This is a genomic window from Tsukamurella soli (assembly GCF_039541155.1).
Taxonomy (GTDB): Bacteria; Actinomycetota; Actinomycetes; order Mycobacteriales; family Mycobacteriaceae; genus Tsukamurella; species Tsukamurella soli.
On sequence record NZ_BAABFR010000105.1, the window covers coordinates 1 to 16,860 of the forward strand.

Sequence of the window (16,860 nt, forward strand, 5' to 3'; positions counted from 1 at the left end):
CGACGGCGAGGAGCGCGGCCGCGACGCCCAGGGTGACCGCGGGGTGCCCCCCGGTCACCAGCGCCGCTCCGGCGAGGGCGCCGACGAACATCGCAGCGACGGGCACGACTCGACGCCCCCACCGGCTGCCGCCGCGGGTGGCGTCGGCGGCGATCCCGGTGAGCGTCAGCGTGAGCACCGTGGTGGTGAGGTCGGGGACCGCCAGCGCCCGCGCGGTCGCGTTCTGCAGTCCGAGCGCGACGCCGAGCAGGATCACCAGCGCAGCCAGCGACCACTGCCGGTACGGCTGGGCCAGGACGAGACTCGCGATCCACGCCACGCCGACCAGCAGCAGTTCGAGCGCCGCGGCCGCGCCCAGATGCCGTCCGCGGTGCGCACCGAGCCGCGCGTGCACGTGCCCCCCGCACCACGCGCCGAACAGGAACGCGGCGACCGCCACGAGCGCGGCCCACCACACGAAGCCCGCCGCGCCGCCCAGCGCGAAGCCGGTGAACACCACGTTCCCGGTCATGTTCGCCACCAGGACGTGGCCGAGCGAGAGGTAGCTGAACGCGTCGACCAGCCCGGTGACGAGGGTGAGGAGCAGCAGCATGGGGGGCAGTGGGCCGTGGGGATCACCGGCGCGCGGCCAGACCAGGCGTCCGGCGTCCGTGAGGTGGGTGCCCAGCATCGGTGGCTCCTGCGGGGAGTGCGAGAGGGAGACGCGAGAAAGAGAAAGGCCTTGATATCGGTTCCCGAAATGGGGGGAGGAGGGGGAACCGATATCAAGGCTCAATCATTGCGCCCGCCGACGTGGGGGGAGACGTCATATGGCGGCGCGCACCTCCAACAATAAGCGTTCCCCGGGGCGGGGCGCCACTATTTCGCCGAGAACGTGTTTCGGGCGTGTCAGGCTTTCAGGGCATCGCCGCCGGAATCGCTCAGCAGTGCCCGGACCGCCGTCGCCCCGGCGATCACCGCATGACGTGCCTCTTCGCTGACGCCGATCATGTTGACGAATCCGTGTATCGCGCCGTCCACCGTGACCGATGTCACTGGCACGCCGGCGGCGCGCAGCCGTTCGGCATACGCGAGGCCCTCGTCCCGCAGCGGGTCGAAGCCCGCCGTCACCACGTGGGTCGGCGGCAGGTCGGCCGGGGCGTCGGCGTGCAGCACGTCGTACCGCGGGTCGGTGCGATCGGCCGGGTCGGGCAGGTACAACGAGTCGAACCGCTCGATGTCTGTGAGCGTCAGGAAGTACCCGGAGGCGAACTCGTGCCGGCTGAGGTTGGCGGGATCGTCGCCCGTGACCGGGTAGAACAGCAGGGCCGCCGCCGGCTTCGGGCCGCCCGCGAGCGTCATCTCGCGGGACACCACCGCGGCGAGGTTGCCGCCCGCGCTGTCGCCGCTGACGATGACGGCGGCGGGGTCCGCGCCCAGCTGCTCGGCGTCGCGGATCGCCGACGCCGTGGCCGCTACGGCGTCCAGGGGCGCCGCCGGGAACGGGTGCTCGGGCGCCAGGCGGTAGTCCACCGACAGCACCCGGGCGCCCGTCGCCTCGGCGAGCAGTCGGCACGGCGCGTCGTGCGAGTCGAGATCGCCCACCACGAAGCCGCCGCCGTGGAAGTACACGATCAGCGGCGACATCGCGGGCAGCGCGGCCGGCGTGAACAGTCGCGCAGGCAGGGGCCCGTCCGCGCCGTCGACGGTGACGGACCGCACGACCATGCGCGGGTCGGGTCTGCCACCGACCGCCCGGGACAGCCGGACGGTGCCGGCCCGCGCCTCGGCGACGGTCTCGTCGCCGAGCAGGCCGTCGACACCCTGCATGCGCAGCAGGCTCAGCACGGTCTGCGAGTCGAGGCTCAGCTCGCGGCCATCGACGGAACGCGGCGAGCCGAGAGCCCGGCGAGCAGGGGCGGGGAGGGCGAAGGCGGCCCGCACGGATGCGGCCAACACGGGCAGGGGGACGGCGGTCGCCGCGGATTTCAGGATGTGGGCGGGGGAGGGGAGACGCGGAATCGAGACCATACGCCGACCATAGTTCTCGGCGGCGCCCGCCGGACCCGCCTGCGTTTCGGCGCTCGCGGCGACGCTGTGTGCTCCCGCTGCGCGACGTGGATGCCTCGCCGATAGGGCGTGGCGCACGGAGCCGTCATGAGCGAATCAGACGCGCACACTACTATCCATAGACGTGAGCCCGGCGAAGCACGACGCGACTGCGCAGAGCATCCTGACCGCGGCCGTCTCGAGCATCGGCAGCGTCGGGATCGCCCGCACCACGATGGAGCACGTCGCGAACCTCGCGGGTATCGGCGTGGCCACCGTGTACCGCCGCTTCAACCGCAAGGACAACCTTGTGCAGCAGGCGATCCGGTACGAGGCGGAGCAGCTGCTTCGGGTGATCGAGCAGCAGATCGTGGGGTTGCCGACCGTCGAGGAGGCGCTCACCGAGGGCTTCGTGGCGTTCCTCACCGAGGCCCACCGCCGCCCGCTGATCCGCGGCATCGGCGACGGCAACGTGGTCGTCGGCCTGCCGATGATCGCGCAGGGCGGCGCCCTGCTGATCGAGATCGGCCGGACGTTCGCCGCCAACATCATCCTGCGGTTCCAGGAGACCGGCGCGCTGCCCCGCTTCGACCCCAACCCGGTCGCCGAGATCTTCGCGCGGGTCGGGCACTCGGTGTGCCTGGCGCCCGACGGCCTGATCACGCCCGACGACCCGTTCACCGCTCGCAGCGTCGTGCGTGAATGCCTCATGCCGGCCATCACCGCGCACGGGACCGGTCCCGTATAAGTCCTCGCGCCTGCCCTACGCTGCACTCTGTGATCCGCGCTGCCACCGAAGCCGACGTCCCCGAGATCCTGGCCATGATCCGCGAGCTCGCCGAGTACGAGCGTGAGCCGGACGCCGCGCAGGCCACCGCGGAGCAGCTGCACGACGCACTGTTCGGAGAGCATCCGGCGGTCTTCGCCCACGTCGCCGTCGACGGTGCCGGGGCGGACGGTGCCGGGGCGGACGGTGCCGGGGCGGACGGTGCCGGGGCGGACGGTGCCGGGGCGGACGGTGCGGTCGTCGGCATGGCCCTGTGGTTCCGCAACTTCTCCACCTGGACCGGCACGTTCGGTGTCTACCTCGAGGACCTCTACGTCCGCCCGCACGCCCGCGGCGGTGGGCACGGAAAGGGGCTCCTCGCGACCCTCGCCGCGGTATGCGTCGAGCGTGGCTACCGCCGCTGCGAGTGGTCGGTGCTGGATTGGAACGCCCCGGCGATCGGGTTCTACCGCTCGATCGGCGCCGTCGGGCAGGACGAGTGGACGGTGCAACGGCTCACCGGCGACGCGCTGGAGGCCCTCGCTGCGCAGGCCCCGAACGGGGTGGCCCGATGATGGACGTGTTCGCGGCCATCGCCGCGCGCCGGGACGTCCGCAACGAGTTCAGCGGCGAGGTGATCGACGACGGCACCCTGGTGCGGCTGCTCGGCGCGGCGCACAGCGCGCCCAGCGTGGGGAACACGCAGCCGTGGGACTTCGTGGTCGTGCAGGAGCCCGCGTCGCTGAAGGCGTTCGCGGAGCACGTCGACAGGTGCCGCACCGACTTCGCCGACTCGCTGCCGCAGGATCGGCGCGACACCTTCAACCCGATCAACGTCCAGGGGATCGAGAGCTCGGGGACCGGCGTGGTCGTCACCTACGACCCCACCCGCGGTGGGCCGAACATCCTCGGCCGCCACACGGTCGACGAGACCGGCCACCTGTCCGTCGCGCTGGCGATCCAGAACCTGTGGCTGGCCGCGACCGCCGAGGGCATCGGGGTCGGGTGGGTGTCCTTCTACCACGAGGACACGGTGCGTGAGCTGGTCGGCGTGCCCGCGGGGGTACACATCGTGGCGTGGCTGTGTGTGGGCCCGGTCACCGAGTTCCAGCGGGTCCCCGACCTCGAACGATTCGGTTGGCGCGATCGCCGTCCGCTGAGTGACGCGGTTCACCGGGAGAGGTTCGGGCGGCACAAGATCGAGACCTATCCGTAACCCGCCGCGGGTCGCCGCAGAGCGTGTCTCGAGTGCTGCTCGGTAGACTACGAAACGCACTTCCGAACACCGGCAGGCGGGACTGAGGGGTACATGGGAACGAGGGTCAACCGGCGCAGCGTCCTGATCGGCGTCGCCGCGGCGGTCCCCGCGGCTGCCTGCACGATCGGGCAGCCACCGCAGCCGAAGTCCGGGAAGCGGCCCGCGGCGCCGACCGCCGCCACCACCACCGAACAGCCCGATCCGGCTCTGGTCACGTTCGCCCCCGGCGACCAGGCCACCGGTGTACCGCCCCTGACCCCGATCTCGATCGGCATCCAGAAGGCGACGTTCGACACGGTCACCGTGATCGACCCCAAGGGCGTCGAGCTGCAGGGCACGCTGTCGCCGGACCGGCTGACCTGGAAGTCCACCGCGCCGCTCGCGTACGACACGGCGTACACCGCCACCGTCCACTACGAGACGCTGGGCAAGCAGCGCACCAAGACGGCCACTTTCACCACCGTCAAGCCCCCTAACATGACGCTGCCGTACTTCGAGAACACGTCCGGTAACTCACTCGCCGACGGCGCCACCTATGGGGTGGGGCAGGTGATCGTGGTGCACTTCGACGAGGCCATCAGTGACCGTGCCGCGGCGCAGAAGACGCTCACCGTCGAGACCACGCCGCACGTCGCGGGCGCCTGGTACTGGGCCACCGACTCGGCGCTGCACTGGCGGCCGCAGAACTACTACACGCCCGGGACCCGGATCGCGGTGACGGCCGCTGTGTTCGGCAAGGAGGTCAGTCCCGGCCTGTGGGGCCAGGAGGACCAGTCGATCGGCATCACCATCGGCGAGTCGCACGTGAGCATCGCGGACGACGACACCAAGCAGGTCCAGGTGTTTGTGAACGGCCAGATGGTGCGCAGCATGCCGACCTCCATGGGGGAGGGCGGCACCCAGGTGATCAACGGCCAGACGCTCACCTTCTGGACCCCGCGCGGCATCTACACCGTGCTCGACAAGTCCAACCCGGTGATCATGGACTCCTCCACCTACGGACTGCCGATCAACTCGCGGCTGGGCTACCGGGAGGCCATCAACTGGGCCACCCGGATCAGCAACGACGGCATCTACCTGCACGAGCTCGACACCACGGTGTGGGCGCAGGGCAACACGGACACATCGCACGGCTGCCTGAATCTCAACCAGGCCAACGCGGAGTGGTTCTACAACCTCAGCGTCCCCGGCGACGTGGTCGAGGTCCGCAATACCGGCGGCGCGCCGCTGCAGCTGTACCAGAACGGCGACTGGTCGGTGCCGTGGGCGACCTGGGTCGCCGGGAGTGCCCTACCGCCCGGAACGTGACGTCGCTGCCCGTGCGCCGAAGGGCCGCGACGCGATGACGCCGATCGTGCCCGCCGCCGCGCACGCGACCGCGACGCCCGCGGCGAACCACGGGAACACGGCGCGCGTGGAGTACACCGTGGACAGATACCCGGCGATCACCGTCGGCACCCCCATGGCGAGGTAACCCAGCAGGTAGAAGGCGCTCATCACCCGGCCACGCGCGTGCCCCGGCGTGACCGCCGCCAGGTGGCGTAGCGAGCCGCCGAACGCCAGCCCGAACGTCATCCCCAGCAGCGCCGAGTCGGCGAGCACGAGCGGCCACGACCCCGTGCGTACCGCGGTGACGGCGAGCGCCAGCGCGACGACCATCCCCGCGTCGCCCGCGATCGCCGTCGGCAGGGCGGGGAATCGGCCGCCGAGCCACTGCGTCGCCGCCGCGGTGCCGGCCATGAGCGCAACCACACCGCCGCCGAACACCACCGAATGGACACCGGTCGTCTGACCGGCGAGCGCCGGGTACAGGCTGAGGAACACGCCCAGCACCGACCAGGCCGACAGGATCCCGGCGCCGGAGAACAGGAAATCGCCCGCGATCTCCCCCGGCACCGACGGCCGGCGGAACCGGATCGGGGCATGCGTGGGAGCCGTGTGCGGCTCCGCCATCAGCGCCACGGCCACCAGCGCCACGACGCATACCAGGCCGACGATGATGAACGGCGTGCGCAGCGGGGCGGGCGCCCACTGCGCGGCGAACGACGCACCGAGCACCGTCAGGACCATGCCGACGTTGAGCGCGACGCCCGCGCGCATGCCGTTGCCGGCGCCGTCGTGGGGCCGCACGTCGAGCAGCGCGGCGCCCGCGACCACGGTGATCGAGCCGATCGCGGCGCCGTGCAGGAAGCGCGCGACCAGCAGCTCCCACTCGGCGCCGGCCAGCAGGAAGATCACCATGCCGACGGCGATCGTGCCGACCGCCGCGAGCAGCACCGGCTTGCGCCCGATCGAGTCCGAGATCGGACCCGCCGTGAGCGTCGCTCCCAGCGCGCCCACGGCGTAGACCGCGAAGACGATCGTGGTCGAGAGCGGGGTCAGGTGCCATTGCGCCTGGTAGATCGGGTACAGCGGAGAAGGCAGCGCCGAGACGCCGAGGGCCAGCGCGAGCAGCGCCAGCAGGAGCCCGTACGCCCAGCGCTGCGGGTGCGTGGACAGCCGGACGTCCGATGCGGTCGGGGCGATGCAGGTGGTGCTCATCGATTCCTCCGGGTAGGTTTGATATCGATCGAACTAGGTCCGACCGTACGAGTCGGTTCGATGAACATCAAACCCGAGCGGAACGGATTCATTCCCATGTCGACCACATCGGCCACTCCGGCTACCCCCGCCGCTCCCGAGCGCGCCGAGTCCGGGCCCACACAGGCCACCGTCCGCGGCCTGCAGGCGGTGCTCGCCGCGCTCGCGGACCCCGTCCGGCTCGAGATGGTGCGACGCCTGCACAGCGCCGGCGGTCCCGTGGCGTGCGCCCAGCTGTACGAAGGGGTCACCAAGGCGACCGCGAGTCACCACTTCAAGATCCTGCGGGAGGCCGGGATCACCGACCGCGAGACCCGCGGCGGCGTGACCTACCAGCGGCTGCGAGTCGACCGGGTCGAGGCCGCCTACCCCGGGCTGTTGGGCGCGATCGTCGCCGCGGCCGACGGCGAGCGCTGACGCTCGTATCATCGTGGAGGTGACACCCGACCCGGCGCGCTCCGCGCAGGAGATGCTCGCGGTGGTGGCCGCCTCGCCTGCCGCGGTCGCCGCGCACGACAAGCAGCGCTGGCTCGACCTGTTCGCGCCCGATCACATCCTCGAGGACCCCGTCGGCAGTCGGCCCGTGCTCGGCGGGGTGTACGACCGCCGGTCGGGCGAGCGCGGCAACGGCCCGCTCTCGCGGTTCTGGGACGCGTTCATCGCGGCCAACGACATCGTGTTCGATGTCCGCGCAGACTTCCGGCGCGGCCACCACATCGTCCGCGACGCCACGATCACCACCACGATGGCGAGCGGCGCGACGGTCTCGACGCCGCTGCACATCCTGTACGAGATGACCCCCTTCGAGCCGAGCCTGTCCGGGCCCGCCTCGGCCGGGGCGACGGGGGCCGACGGCGGGTGGCGCATCCGGCGCATGGCGGCGCACTGGGAACCCGCAGCCGTCGTGGCCGGACTCGCGCGGCCCTGCGTTGCGAACGTCACCGGGGGGATCGGCATGGGCGCGCGCATGCTGCGGCACCTCGGCGCGACGGGGACCGCCCGCTTCGCCGCGGCCGCCTTCAGTGTGGGTCCGAGGGGGAAAGACGCCGTGCGGCAACTGGTCTCGCGGTCGGCCAGGGGTGACGAGGTGGCCGTCCGCCTGCTGGGCGGGATCGTGCCGACCGATCTCACCAAGGTGATCGCGGCCGGCGACACGGTCACGGCCACGTGCACCGTCGACGGCGCGCCGGCGGTACTGATCGCCCGACTCAACCGCAAGAGCCACAGTGTGGTCGGTGCGGCGGTCTATCACGACCGGCTGGTCAGCTGAGCAGGGCCAGGATCAGGTCGGCGACCGCGGCCATGCCGGTCGCGTTCGGGTGGTACGGCATCGTCGTCCGCAGATCGCGCAGTCGTTCGGGCAGGCCCGTCACCCACGGCTCCGCGCTGCCCAGCGCGTGCGCGCGGCTCGCCTCCGACGCGCGCACCAGTTCGGCGCCCGAGGTGTCGGCGGCCGTCGCGAACACCTGATCGACGCGGGAACCCAGGCGGCGCAGCGCCTCTCGTGTGATCTCGTCGAACGGAGCCGCAGGGCCGCGGACGGTGTCGTCCCCGAGCACCGTCGGATAGTCCACGAGCAGGACCCGCGCGTCCGGTGCGCGATCCCGCACGGCGCCGACGATCCGGGCCAGGCCCGCGCCCGCCCGCTCGACGTCGGCGACCGACCCCGCTGGCGCTGCCCCGCGGCGCAGCAGTGCGCCCACCGGCCGGGTGAACGGATCGGAGTCGAGGCGCGCGGCGATGCCGAGGCGGAGCATCGCGCCGGCGTAGCCGAGGTCGTTGCCGCCCACTGTGATGGTCACCAGGTCGGCGTCCCGCGGCACGCCGTCGATCTGCGGCGGGAAGACGTGGCGGAAGACCCGTTGCGGACGCGACAGGATGGTCTCGGTGGTGGCACCGGACACCGTCAGATCGGTGAGCCGCGCCCCGAGGGCGCCGGCCACCAGGTGTGGATAGTTGCGGCCCGACCTGCGTGCCGCACGGTCGACGATGGGCGTGATCCCCGGCCCCGCGGCGAACGAGCTGCCGAGCGCGGCGATGGAGCGAACGTCGGTCACGCCTCCATTGTGCGCAGCGCGTGCAATGGCAGCTCTGGAATCCACCTTTCGGCCCGGCGATAGAATCGGCGCCGTGCGTGTGGCGGTGATCGACTCGGGGCTGGGCATGGTCGCCTACGCGGCGGCCCTGGCGCGGATGCGCCCCGACCTCGAGCTGGTGCTGGCCCGTGACCCCGACTACATGCCCTACGGGCTGCTCGAGCCCCACCAGATCGCCGAACGGATCGTCACCGTGGCGTCCGCCTGCGCGCGGCACGACGTGGACGCGATCGTGATCGCGTGCAACACGGGCTCGATGTACGCGCTCGAGTCCGCCCGCGCGCGCTTCGAGCCCGGTATCCCGGTGATCGGCGTGGTGCCGGCGATCCGCCCGGCCGGCGCCACCGGCCGCCCGTTCGCGGTGTGGGCCACGGCCGCCGCCACCGTCAGCGACTACCAGACCGGGCTGATCGCACGCTTCGCGTCGCCCGAGCTGGCGCACCGCATCCCCTGCTACGGCCTTGCGGAGGCCATCGACTCGGGGAGCAGTTCGCTCGTCGCCGACGCGATCGCGCGGGCCGCGGCCGCCACCCCCGCCGACACCGAGTCGGTGGTGCTCGGCTGCACGCACTACGGACTGGTCCGGGACGAGATCGTCGCCGCGCTCGCCGCCCGCACCGGCCGCGAGCCGCAGGTGTTCGACTCACCCGAGCCGGTCGCCCGGCAGACCCTGCGCCGCCTCGGCCTCGCTCCCCACGGCGTCTCCGGGGGGCGCCCCGGTGCCGTGGTGGCGGTGATCGAGTCGGGCCGCCCCGGGACGCTGCCGCCGCAGCTCGCCGCCTACCCGGCCGGTCGCCTGCTGCTGTCGCGATGCGATCCGGCTGAGAAAATATCGTGACAGGGCCTGTGCACTCCTGTTATGGCTCTGTTATCCTGATAGGGCACTGACCGCAGCTGACCCCCATCGCTGCGGTCAGTAGTCATTTCAGGGTTCCCGCCTTTTCCGGCACCCTCTGTGGCCCACCCGCCGCGAGCAGCGCGCGGGTCAGTGCCTCGACGTCGATGCGGGTGCTGCGCCCGTCGGCGACCACTACCTCGCCTCCCACCAGCACGGTGTCCACGATCCGCGGTGTGCCGCAGGTCAGCAGCGACGCACCCGGATCGGACACCGGCAGGCACGCGAAGTCCCGCTCGAAGCGCAGCAGCGTCAGATCCGCCAGTCTCCCGGGGGCTACGCCGCCGGGTGCGGCGGGATCGGGCTGGCCCAGCGCCCGCGCGGCGCCGTCGCACGCGATCGCCAGCATCGCCGCGGTGTCGAACAGGTCCGCGCGCCGGGCGTGCGCGCGCTGCACGTACGCCCCCGCCCGCAGCGTCTCGAGCATGTCCTGCCGGTCGTTGGAGCCGGCTCCGTCGACCCCGAGGCCCACGGCGACGCCCGCGGCGAGTAGCTCGGTCACGGGTGCGACGCCGGAGCCGAGCCGCATGTTGGACACCGGATTCCACGACACGGCGGCACCGGCGGCGGCGAGCGTCCGGCGCGCCGCGGCGTCCAGCTCGACGCCGTGCACCGCGAGCAGCCGCTCGCCGATCAGCCCGCCTTCGGCGAGGTAGTCGATCGCCGACATTCCGGTGTGCTCGCGGCACATCGCGTCGTCCGTGCCCGTCTCGGAGAGGTGGATCATCACCGTGAGGTCCCGCTCGGCGGCGAAGGCGGCGGCCGCGCGCATGCCGGGGATGGTGAGCGAGCGTGGGTTGGGGACCGCGAGCCCCAGCGTCACGCGCTCACCCGAGGCGCCGCGCAGTCGGTCGACGTCCGCGAAGGCGGAGTCCAGCGACTGCATGAGCCTGGGATCGAAGCCCCACCTGCGGCTCGGGTCGGCGCGGTCGGCCACGCCACGGCCGAGGACCGCGCGGACACCCACGTCGTCGAGCGCAGCCAGCACCGCGTCGTGCACCTCCGCCGACGGATTCGGCCACATGTGCTCGACCAGCGTGGTCGCGCCGCTCAGCAACCCCTCGAGGGCGGCCGCGGCGGTGGCGACGTACGCACGCTCGGGGGTCACGGCGTTCATCGACTCGCCCACCGCGAGCAGCCATTCCAGGAGCGGACGCCCCTCGCCGACCCCGCGGCACAGCGACTGCTGAACGTGGGTGTGGGTGTTGGCGAAGCCGGGGATCAGGTAGGCGCCGGAGCCGTCGAGCACGCCGGGATCCTCGAGCACGCCGGCACCGTCGGGACCGGACGCGGGCGTGTGGTCCCGGACCTCGTCGACCACGCCATCCGCCAGAGCGACGTCCACATGCGCCTGCCAGCCGGCGCCCGTCCACACCGTGACATCGGAGACGGTGTGGACGGGTCGCGGCCGGGGCGCGAGCCGCAGGCTCACTTGATGCCGATCGAGCGGTCGCCGAACTCGGGGTCGAACAGGGTGGTGGGGTCGACCTTCGGATCGACCTTCGCGCCCTGCGCCGCCAGCAGGGGCGCGACGTCGGCGACGAACGCGGCGGTGCGCTTCGGGTCGTACGTGCCGACCGAGCCGTTCTCGTTCTCGATCAGCCCCTTGGACTTCAGGATCCCGGCGGCGTAGTCGGCCTCCTCGATCTTGTACGGGGTGTACGTCGAGTCCTTCGAGACGATGTCGACGATCTTCTTGTTCGTGTCGGCGGGCGAGGTCACGTAGTCGACGTCGGCCTGCTGCACGATGGGCACCAGCTTCTTCAGGCACGGGGCCATCTTCTGCAGCCGGTCGGCGCGCACCGAGAGGTTGGACGCGTACGGGTCGAAGCCGAGCTCGGACAGCAGCCCGTACGCGACGGGCTTGTCCCAGGCGGGCGTGTTGTGCTCGTACTCCCACGGCTCGGCGTCGGCGTAGCCCTGCTGCACGATCGACGAATCGCCGACGAACCGCGCGGGGCTGCCGTCGTAGCTGGTGTCGAGCTGGCTCTTCTTGATGAACCCCTTGGCCACCAGCCACGTCGGGAACGTCTGCGACTTGTCCACGACCACCGTCGCATTGGACGCGGCGAGCCCCTTCAGGGTCAGACCGGGGTGCTTGGCCGGGTCCCACATCAGGATCGCGGGATTGTGGGTGAGCAGCGGTGCCACGCCGACGACATGCTGGTCGCCGCTGGCCGCCACGATCTGGTCGCCGTGCACCAGGCCGAGGTCGATCGACGGGTCGATGTACATCTCGGACGCCACCGACTGGAAGCCGATCGCCGATCCACCTGCCTTGAGCTTCAGCTTGATACCGGTGCTCTTGCCGCCGGCCACCAATGTGCCGGTCATCGACTTGGTGGCCGTGTCCACGGTGTAGTCCGGGCCGAGCATCTGGAACAGGGCTCCCATATCGGCCTGCGGCTGCCACTGCAGCTGCACGGTGAGCGTGGCCGGGCACACGGCTGCGAGCTGCTGCGCTTCCGGCGCAGCCGCGAGCGAGACCGACGCGGCCGTCGTGGTGGATGAGCCGCACGCGGCGAGGGTGCCGACGCCGGCCACGGCCGCGGCGGCGAGGGCGGCGGCGCGGCGCACGATTCGATCAGGGGTGGGGGACATCGAGTCTCCTGCGATGGGGATGTGGGGCAGCGAGCCCGGTGCGCCGGGGCATCGGGGGCGGCGGGAACGCGTCAACCGTCACCCACTGCGCGCGCCACCGCAAGTCCGGGGGATGCATGTAACACGAACTTCATGGAATGGATCTCACAACGATTACATGCAATTGGCAGCCTGGTTGCACACGGCGAGACAAATCTGCTCGCGATCCTTACCTACGGAGGTACCCGTCTTGCCATCCTTCGCCCCGTTGGTCGACACCAGGAACGACGTCGACGCGCGGCACCTCACCCAGGACGACCAGGTGTCGTTCCACGAGGTGTCCATGACCTATCCCACCGGCACAACGGCGCTGGCGTCCGTGTCGCTACGCGTGCGCCGCGGCGAGTTCGTCGCCATCGTCGGCCCGTCCGGCTGCGGCAAGTCCACGCTGCTGCGGCTCGCGGCCGGGCTCGAGCAGCCGTCCGACGGTGCCGTCGCCGTAGCCACGGCCTCCGCGGGGTTCATCTTCCAGGAGGCGACCCTGATGCCGTGGGCGTCGGTGCGGCGCAACGCCGCCCTGCTCGTGGAGCTGGCCGGCCTGCCCGCCGCCGAGCGGCGCGCTCGCGTCGCGGACTCCCTGGCTGCGGTCGGACTCGACGAGTTCGCCGACCAGTTGCCGAAGGCGCTGTCCGGCGGGATGCGGATGCGCGTATCGCTGGCACGGGCCCTCGCGCTCGAGCCCGAGCTCATGCTGCTCGACGAGCCCTTCGGTGCGCTGGATGAGCTGACGCGCCAGGAGATGCAGCTGCAACTGCTGAGCCTGTTCGACCGCGCCGGATTCACGGCGCTGTTCGTCACGCACTCGGTCTCCGAGGCGGTTCTGCTCGCCGACCGGGTGATCGTGATGTCCGCACGGCCCGGGCGGATCGCGGCCGAGGTCGACATCGATCTGCCGCGCCCGCGTGAGCCCCGGCTGCGGTTCGCCCCCGAGTACACCGAGAAGGTTGCTCAGGTCTCCGAGCTGTTGCGGGGTGTCGCATGAGCGCCGCGTTGAGCCTGCCCGCCGTCCGGGTCGCGGAGGGCGCCGCGCGCCGGCCGCGGGTCTTCGGGTCGCGGGTGCGTCGCTCCGCGGTGGGGGTCGTGGCGATCGCGGCTGGGATCGGGATCTGGTATGCGGTGACGTATCTCGTGCTCAGTCCGGAACGACGGTTCCTGCTTCCGGCGCCGCATGTGGTGCTCACCGAGTCGCTGCTGGTGCCCTCGCACCTCGCCCCGATGCTCACCGCCCTCGGCGTCACCGTGCGCGTCGCCGCCGTCGGCTTCGTGCTGGCCATCGTGATCGGGGTGGCGATCGGTGCGCTGATGAGCCAGGCGTGGTGGCTGGAGCGCGCGATCTTCCCGTACGCCGTTGTGCTGCAGGTGGTTCCGATCCTCGCCATCACCCCGCTGATCGGTCTGTGGTTCGGCTTCAGCTCCACCTCGCGGGTCGCGGTGTGCGTGATGATCGCCCTCTTCCCGATCATCACCAACACCCACTTCGGCTTCCGATCGGTGGATCCCGGCTTGCATGAGCTGTTCACTCTGGGACGCGCGTCCCGGCTACAACGGCTGGTTCGGCTGGAACTCCCTGCGGCGCTGCCGTCCATCCTCACCGGCCTGCGCATCTCATCGGGACAGGTGGTGATCGGCGCGATCATCGGTGACATGTTCTTCGCTCAGGGGCAGCCCGGCATCGGCACGCTCATGGACGACTACCGGGCCCAGCTGCGTTCGACCGACCTGATCGCCGCGATCGTGCTCGCCGCGCTGTTCGGCGTCGTGGTGTTCGCCGGCTGCTCTCTCGTCTCCCGACTCGCGGTAGGACGTTGGCACACCTCAGGAGGAACACGATGAGCGAATTCGAGATCCCCACGATCGACATCACCCCGTACCTCGATCCGACCGCGTCGTCGGCGGTCGACCCCGCCTGCGCGGATGTCGCGGCGCGGATCGACGAAGCCTGCCGCACAGTCGGATTCATGCAGATCACCGGGCACGGCGTCCCGGACGCGGCGATCGCAGGCCTCGCCGGCGCGCTGGACTCGTTCTTCGAGCAGCCCCTCGAGGTCAAGAGCCGCTACCGTCGGCCGGGGGCCAACCGCGGCTACTCGCCGCCGAAGTCGGAAGCGCTCAGCATGAGTCTCGGTGTGGCACCCGCGAATCGGATGAACGACTTCTACGAGGCGTTCACCGTGGGTACCGACGTGGCGGCCTACCCGGGGACCACCTTGCCGGAGGAGGCCTACGCGGCCAACACGTGGCCGGAGCCGACCGGCTTCCGAACCGCGATCGAGGTGTACTGGAAAGCGGTGACCGGCCTGTCGCGCGCGGTGCTACGGGCGTGCTCGGATGCGCTGGGGCTGGGCCCGGATCACTTCGCGCACATGGTGGACCACTCCATCGACGCGCTGAAGATGAACAACTACGCGCTGGCACCGGGCGCGATCGAGTTGGACGGTCCGCTCACCGGCATGGGCGCACACACCGACTTCGGCATCCTCACGGTGCTCTGGGCGGATCGCGTCGCCGGACTCGAGGTGCTCGGCGAGGACACGCGCTGGCACCCGGTGATGCCGGCCGAGGGCGCGTTCCTGATCAACCTCGGCGACGCGTTCGCTCGCTGGACCAACGACCGGTGGCGCTCCACGCTGCATCGGGTCGACCCGCCCGTCGTCGACGGACGCATCGAGCGCCGTCGCTCCGCGGCCTTCTTCTTCGACGGCAACCACGACGCGGTGATCTCGCCACTGCCCGGCACCGTCGAACCCGGTACGGAGGCGTACCCGCCCATCACCGTCGCCGCCCACCTGGATGCCAAGCTGGCCGGCATGAAGACCGGCACCGCGCCCACCGGTGCGTCCCGGGAGGCCGCCCGCGTCCTGTCTGCGGGCGCCTGACTCATCGAATCCCATATCCCACAGGAGGATCCACACATGACCACCCCCGCATACAGCATGGGCGAGCTCGACAAAGAGGCCCGCATGGGCGGCCTCGGTGTCGAGACCGCCGGCCGCAGCGTGCCCCGTATCGACCTCTCCGACCGCGAGGCGAGGCGGGCCGAGATCACGGACCAGCTGTGGCATGCGGCCACCGAGATCGGGTTCTTCCAGCTGGTGAACCACGGCATCCCGCAGGACGCGGTGGACACCGCGTTCGCGCGCGCCGCGGAGTTCTTCGCCCTGCCTGTCGAGACCAAGGCCGCGGTGCCCCTGGACAAGCCGCTCAACGCGGGATGGGAGTACTCGAGCCAGGTACGTCCCTCGGTCGGCACGCCCGACCAGAAGGAGTCGTACCAGATGACCCGCCCGAACATGGCCGGGCTGTGGCCGGCCGAGGCGGACCTCCCCGGATTCCGGGAGTTCATGTCGGACTTCGAGTCCCGATGCTGGGAGCTCGCGATGTGGGTGCTCTCCTGCTTCGCCGATCGACTCGGTTTCGAGCGCGACTTCTTCGCAGGCGCCCACGATCCGACGTCCGAGGCGTACCAGTCGACGCTGCGGCTGATCCACTACTACGCGCTGCCGGAGGAGCTGCGCGGGCGCCCCGGTACCTGGCGGGCGGGTGCACACACCGACTTCGACTGCCTCACACTGCTGTTCCAGCGGGACGGGCAGAGCGGGCTGCAGGTGTGCCCGGGCCGCGAGGCCGACGCCCAGGAGTGGACGCCGGTGACGCCGTCCGACGACGCGATCACCTGCAACATCGGCGACATGCTGATGCGGTGGAGCGACGACGCCCTGATCTCGAACTTCCACCGCGTGCGGGTGCCCGGCACCGGCGAGTACACCGGCCCCCGGTACTCGATCCCGTTCTTCGCACAGGCCAACCGCGACGTGGTCATCGCCCCACCGAACGGCACCTACCCGCCCATCACCGCCGCCGAGTACCTTCGACAGCGGGTCGCGGCGAACTACGCCCGCCCGAAGCGGTGAGCGCCCCCGCCACACTGGGGCGCGGAAGGAGATCCGTCCTGGTGTCCGGCGGTGCGGAATCGCTTCTGGGGGAGGCTGTCTACAAGCAGTTGTTGGACCGCATCTTCACCGGCGAGCTGGCCCCGGGAGCGGCGTTGAGCGTCCCCGCGCTCGCTGCGGAGTTGGACGTGAGCCGCAGTCCCGTCCGAGACTCGGTGCAGCGGCTCGTCGCCGACGGTCTGGCCGTGCACACACCGCACGCCGGCGCGCGAGTCGCGCACGTCGACGAGCGGGAGATGGCCGGGGTGTTCGCGGTCCGGGAGTTGCTCGACGGGCTCGCTGCGCGCGAGGCGACGCTCCGCGCGAGCGCCGCCGACGTGCGGCGCCTCACGGAGCACGTCGAGGGCCAGACCGCCCGGCTCGCCGAGCCGGCGGACGCGCTCGCCGAGGCCCGGCACGACCTCGAGTTCCACACTGCCGTTCGGGATCTCGCGGACAACCGGGCGCTGAGCGACGCACTGCACCGGCTCGACGTGAAGGCGCACCTGTACAACTCGGGACTGTGGTCGGACGACCGTGGCCGCACGCTCGCCGTCGCCGAACACGCCGCGATCGTGCGCGCGATCGAGATCGGCGACGCGGCGGAGGCCGAGCGGGCGGCCGTCGCGCACGTCGCGGCGCTGGCGGTGCGGATGCGGCGCCTCGCG

18 protein-coding genes are annotated in these 16,860 nt (G+C 71.4%); 12 read left to right on the forward strand and 6 right to left on the reverse strand.

The window, feature by feature from the left end:
* Together ABD908_RS22450 and ABD908_RS22455 are read right to left on the reverse strand one after the other, a co-directional pair.
* The coding region (locus tag ABD908_RS22450) for a YoaK family protein (protein WP_345000207.1) at positions 1 to 670 on the reverse strand (670 nt) is incomplete at its 3' end.
* A 218-nt stretch (positions 671 to 888) separates the two neighbouring features.
* Complete coding sequence (locus tag ABD908_RS22455; protein ID WP_345000209.1) at positions 889 to 2,010, reverse strand: alpha/beta hydrolase; 1,122 nt, start codon at positions 2,008 to 2,010, stop codon at positions 889 to 891.
* A gap of 163 nt (positions 2,011 to 2,173) precedes the next feature.
* Here ABD908_RS22455 and ABD908_RS22460 point away from each other — a divergent pair, with 163 nt between their 5' ends.
* The 4 genes from ABD908_RS22460 to ABD908_RS22475 all read left to right on the forward strand — a co-directional run bounded on the left by ABD908_RS22460 (position 2,174) and on the right by ABD908_RS22475 (position 5,360).
* Positions 2,174 to 2,776 (forward strand): TetR/AcrR family transcriptional regulator, encoded by a 603-nt coding sequence (locus ABD908_RS22460; RefSeq protein WP_345000211.1) that lies wholly within the window; start codon positions 2,174 to 2,176, stop codon positions 2,774 to 2,776.
* A 29-nt stretch (positions 2,777 to 2,805) separates the two neighbouring features.
* Positions 2,806 to 3,369 carry a GNAT family N-acetyltransferase gene (locus ABD908_RS22465; RefSeq protein ID WP_345000213.1) on the forward strand — a complete coding sequence of 188 codons (564 nt, stop codon included), beginning with the start codon at positions 2,806 to 2,808 and terminating at the stop codon, positions 3,367 to 3,369.
* A complete protein-coding gene (gene bluB / locus ABD908_RS22470) occupies positions 3,369 to 4,010 on the forward strand; it encodes a 5,6-dimethylbenzimidazole synthase (protein WP_345000239.1) in 642 nt (213 codons plus the stop codon). The genes ABD908_RS22465 and bluB overlap by 1 nt, the downstream gene beginning before the upstream one ends.
* A 93-nt stretch (positions 4,011 to 4,103) precedes the next feature.
* Positions 4,104 to 5,360 carry a L,D-transpeptidase gene (locus tag ABD908_RS22475; RefSeq protein ID WP_345000215.1) on the forward strand — a complete coding sequence of 419 codons (1,257 nt, stop codon included), beginning with the start codon at positions 4,104 to 4,106 and terminating at the stop codon, positions 5,358 to 5,360.
* Here the strand turns inward: ABD908_RS22475 and ABD908_RS22480 are convergent.
* Positions 5,343 to 6,593 carry an MFS transporter gene (locus ABD908_RS22480; protein WP_345000217.1) on the reverse strand — a complete coding sequence of 417 codons (1,251 nt, stop codon included), beginning with the start codon at positions 6,591 to 6,593 and terminating at the stop codon, positions 5,343 to 5,345. The two genes, ABD908_RS22475 and ABD908_RS22480, sit on opposite strands and share 18 nt — an antisense overlap.
* A 60-nt stretch (positions 6,594 to 6,653) precedes the next feature.
* Here ABD908_RS22480 and ABD908_RS22485 point away from each other — a divergent pair, with 60 nt between their 5' ends.
* Positions 6,654 to 7,049, forward strand: a complete 396-nt coding sequence (locus ABD908_RS22485; RefSeq protein WP_345000218.1) for an ArsR/SmtB family transcription factor — start codon at positions 6,654 to 6,656, stop codon at positions 7,047 to 7,049.
* Between the two features lie 19 nt (positions 7,050 to 7,068).
* Entirely contained in the window at positions 7,069 to 7,902 is an 834-nt protein-coding gene (locus ABD908_RS22490) for a transporter (protein WP_345000219.1), read from the forward strand.
* On the opposite strand, the gene ABD908_RS22495 is transcribed toward ABD908_RS22490, so the two are convergent.
* Complete coding sequence (locus ABD908_RS22495) at positions 7,895 to 8,689, reverse strand: SGNH/GDSL hydrolase family protein (RefSeq protein WP_345000221.1); 795 nt, start codon at positions 8,687 to 8,689, stop codon at positions 7,895 to 7,897. The two genes, ABD908_RS22490 and ABD908_RS22495, sit on opposite strands and share 8 nt — an antisense overlap.
* Before the next feature lie 73 nt (positions 8,690 to 8,762).
* Here ABD908_RS22495 and ABD908_RS22500 point away from each other — a divergent pair, with 73 nt between their 5' ends.
* A complete protein-coding gene (locus ABD908_RS22500; RefSeq protein WP_345000223.1) occupies positions 8,763 to 9,566 on the forward strand; it encodes a glutamate racemase in 804 nt (267 codons plus the stop codon).
* Between the two features lie 82 nt (positions 9,567 to 9,648).
* Here the strand turns inward: ABD908_RS22500 and ABD908_RS22505 are convergent, their stop codons facing one another.
* Positions 9,649 to 11,049: an amidohydrolase family protein gene (locus tag ABD908_RS22505; RefSeq protein WP_345000241.1), complete on the reverse strand. Its 1,401-nt coding sequence runs from the start codon at positions 11,047 to 11,049 to the stop codon at positions 9,649 to 9,651.
* A gap of 2 nt (positions 11,050 to 11,051) precedes the next feature.
* A complete protein-coding gene (locus ABD908_RS22510) occupies positions 11,052 to 12,224 on the reverse strand; it encodes a nitrate ABC transporter substrate-binding protein (RefSeq protein WP_345000225.1) in 1,173 nt (390 codons plus the stop codon).
* Positions 12,225 to 12,471: 247 nt separating this feature from the next.
* Between ABD908_RS22510 and ABD908_RS22515 the strand changes: the two genes are divergently transcribed.
* The 5 genes from ABD908_RS22515 to ABD908_RS22535 all read left to right on the forward strand — a co-directional run.
* Positions 12,472 to 13,245 (forward strand): ABC transporter ATP-binding protein, encoded by a 774-nt coding sequence (locus ABD908_RS22515; RefSeq protein ID WP_345000227.1) that lies wholly within the window; start codon positions 12,472 to 12,474, stop codon positions 13,243 to 13,245.
* Positions 13,242 to 14,096 carry an ABC transporter permease gene (locus ABD908_RS22520; RefSeq protein WP_345000229.1) on the forward strand — a complete coding sequence of 285 codons (855 nt, stop codon included), beginning with the start codon at positions 13,242 to 13,244 and terminating at the stop codon, positions 14,094 to 14,096. The genes ABD908_RS22515 and ABD908_RS22520 overlap by 4 nt, the downstream gene beginning before the upstream one ends.
* The gene (locus ABD908_RS22525) at positions 14,093 to 15,139 is read left to right on the forward strand and encodes an isopenicillin N synthase family dioxygenase (RefSeq protein WP_345000231.1); all 1,047 of its coding nucleotides are present in this window, start codon (positions 14,093 to 14,095) and stop codon (positions 15,137 to 15,139) included. Before ABD908_RS22520 ends, ABD908_RS22525 begins: the two co-directional genes overlap by 4 nt.
* 36 nt (positions 15,140 to 15,175) lie before the next feature.
* The gene (locus ABD908_RS22530) at positions 15,176 to 16,174 is read left to right on the forward strand and encodes an isopenicillin N synthase family dioxygenase (protein ID WP_345000233.1); all 999 of its coding nucleotides are present in this window, start codon (positions 15,176 to 15,178) and stop codon (positions 16,172 to 16,174) included.
* A gap of 41 nt (positions 16,175 to 16,215) precedes the next feature.
* Positions 16,216 to 16,860: GntR family transcriptional regulator (locus tag ABD908_RS22535; RefSeq protein ID WP_345000236.1), on the forward strand; the 645-nt coding region annotated here is incomplete at its 3' end.

Excerpts from the sequence above, each read along its gene's own strand:
- ABD908_RS22455 (WP_345000209.1), bottom strand. The coding sequence starts at position 2,010 with ATGGTCTCGATTCCGCGTCTCCCCTCCCCCGCCCACATCCTGAAATCC.
- bluB (WP_345000239.1), top strand. The coding sequence starts at position 3,369 with ATGGACGTGTTCGCGGCCATCGCCGCGCGCCGGGACGTCCGCAACGAG.
- ABD908_RS22475 (WP_345000215.1), top strand. The coding sequence starts at position 4,104 with ATGGGAACGAGGGTCAACCGGCGCAGCGTCCTGATCGGCGTCGCCGCG.
- ABD908_RS22480 (WP_345000217.1), bottom strand. The coding sequence starts at position 6,593 with ATGAGCACCACCTGCATCGCCCCGACCGCATCGGACGTCCGGCTGTCC.
- ABD908_RS22485 (WP_345000218.1), top strand. The coding sequence starts at position 6,654 with ATGAACATCAAACCCGAGCGGAACGGATTCATTCCCATGTCGACCACA.
- ABD908_RS22510 (WP_345000225.1), bottom strand. The coding sequence starts at position 12,224 with ATGTCCCCCACCCCTGATCGAATCGTGCGCCGCGCCGCCGCCCTCGCC.
- ABD908_RS22520 (WP_345000229.1), top strand. The coding sequence starts at position 13,242 with ATGAGCGCCGCGTTGAGCCTGCCCGCCGTCCGGGTCGCGGAGGGCGCC.
- ABD908_RS22525 (WP_345000231.1), top strand. The coding sequence starts at position 14,093 with ATGAGCGAATTCGAGATCCCCACGATCGACATCACCCCGTACCTCGAT.
- ABD908_RS22530 (WP_345000233.1), top strand. The coding sequence starts at position 15,176 with ATGACCACCCCCGCATACAGCATGGGCGAGCTCGACAAAGAGGCCCGC.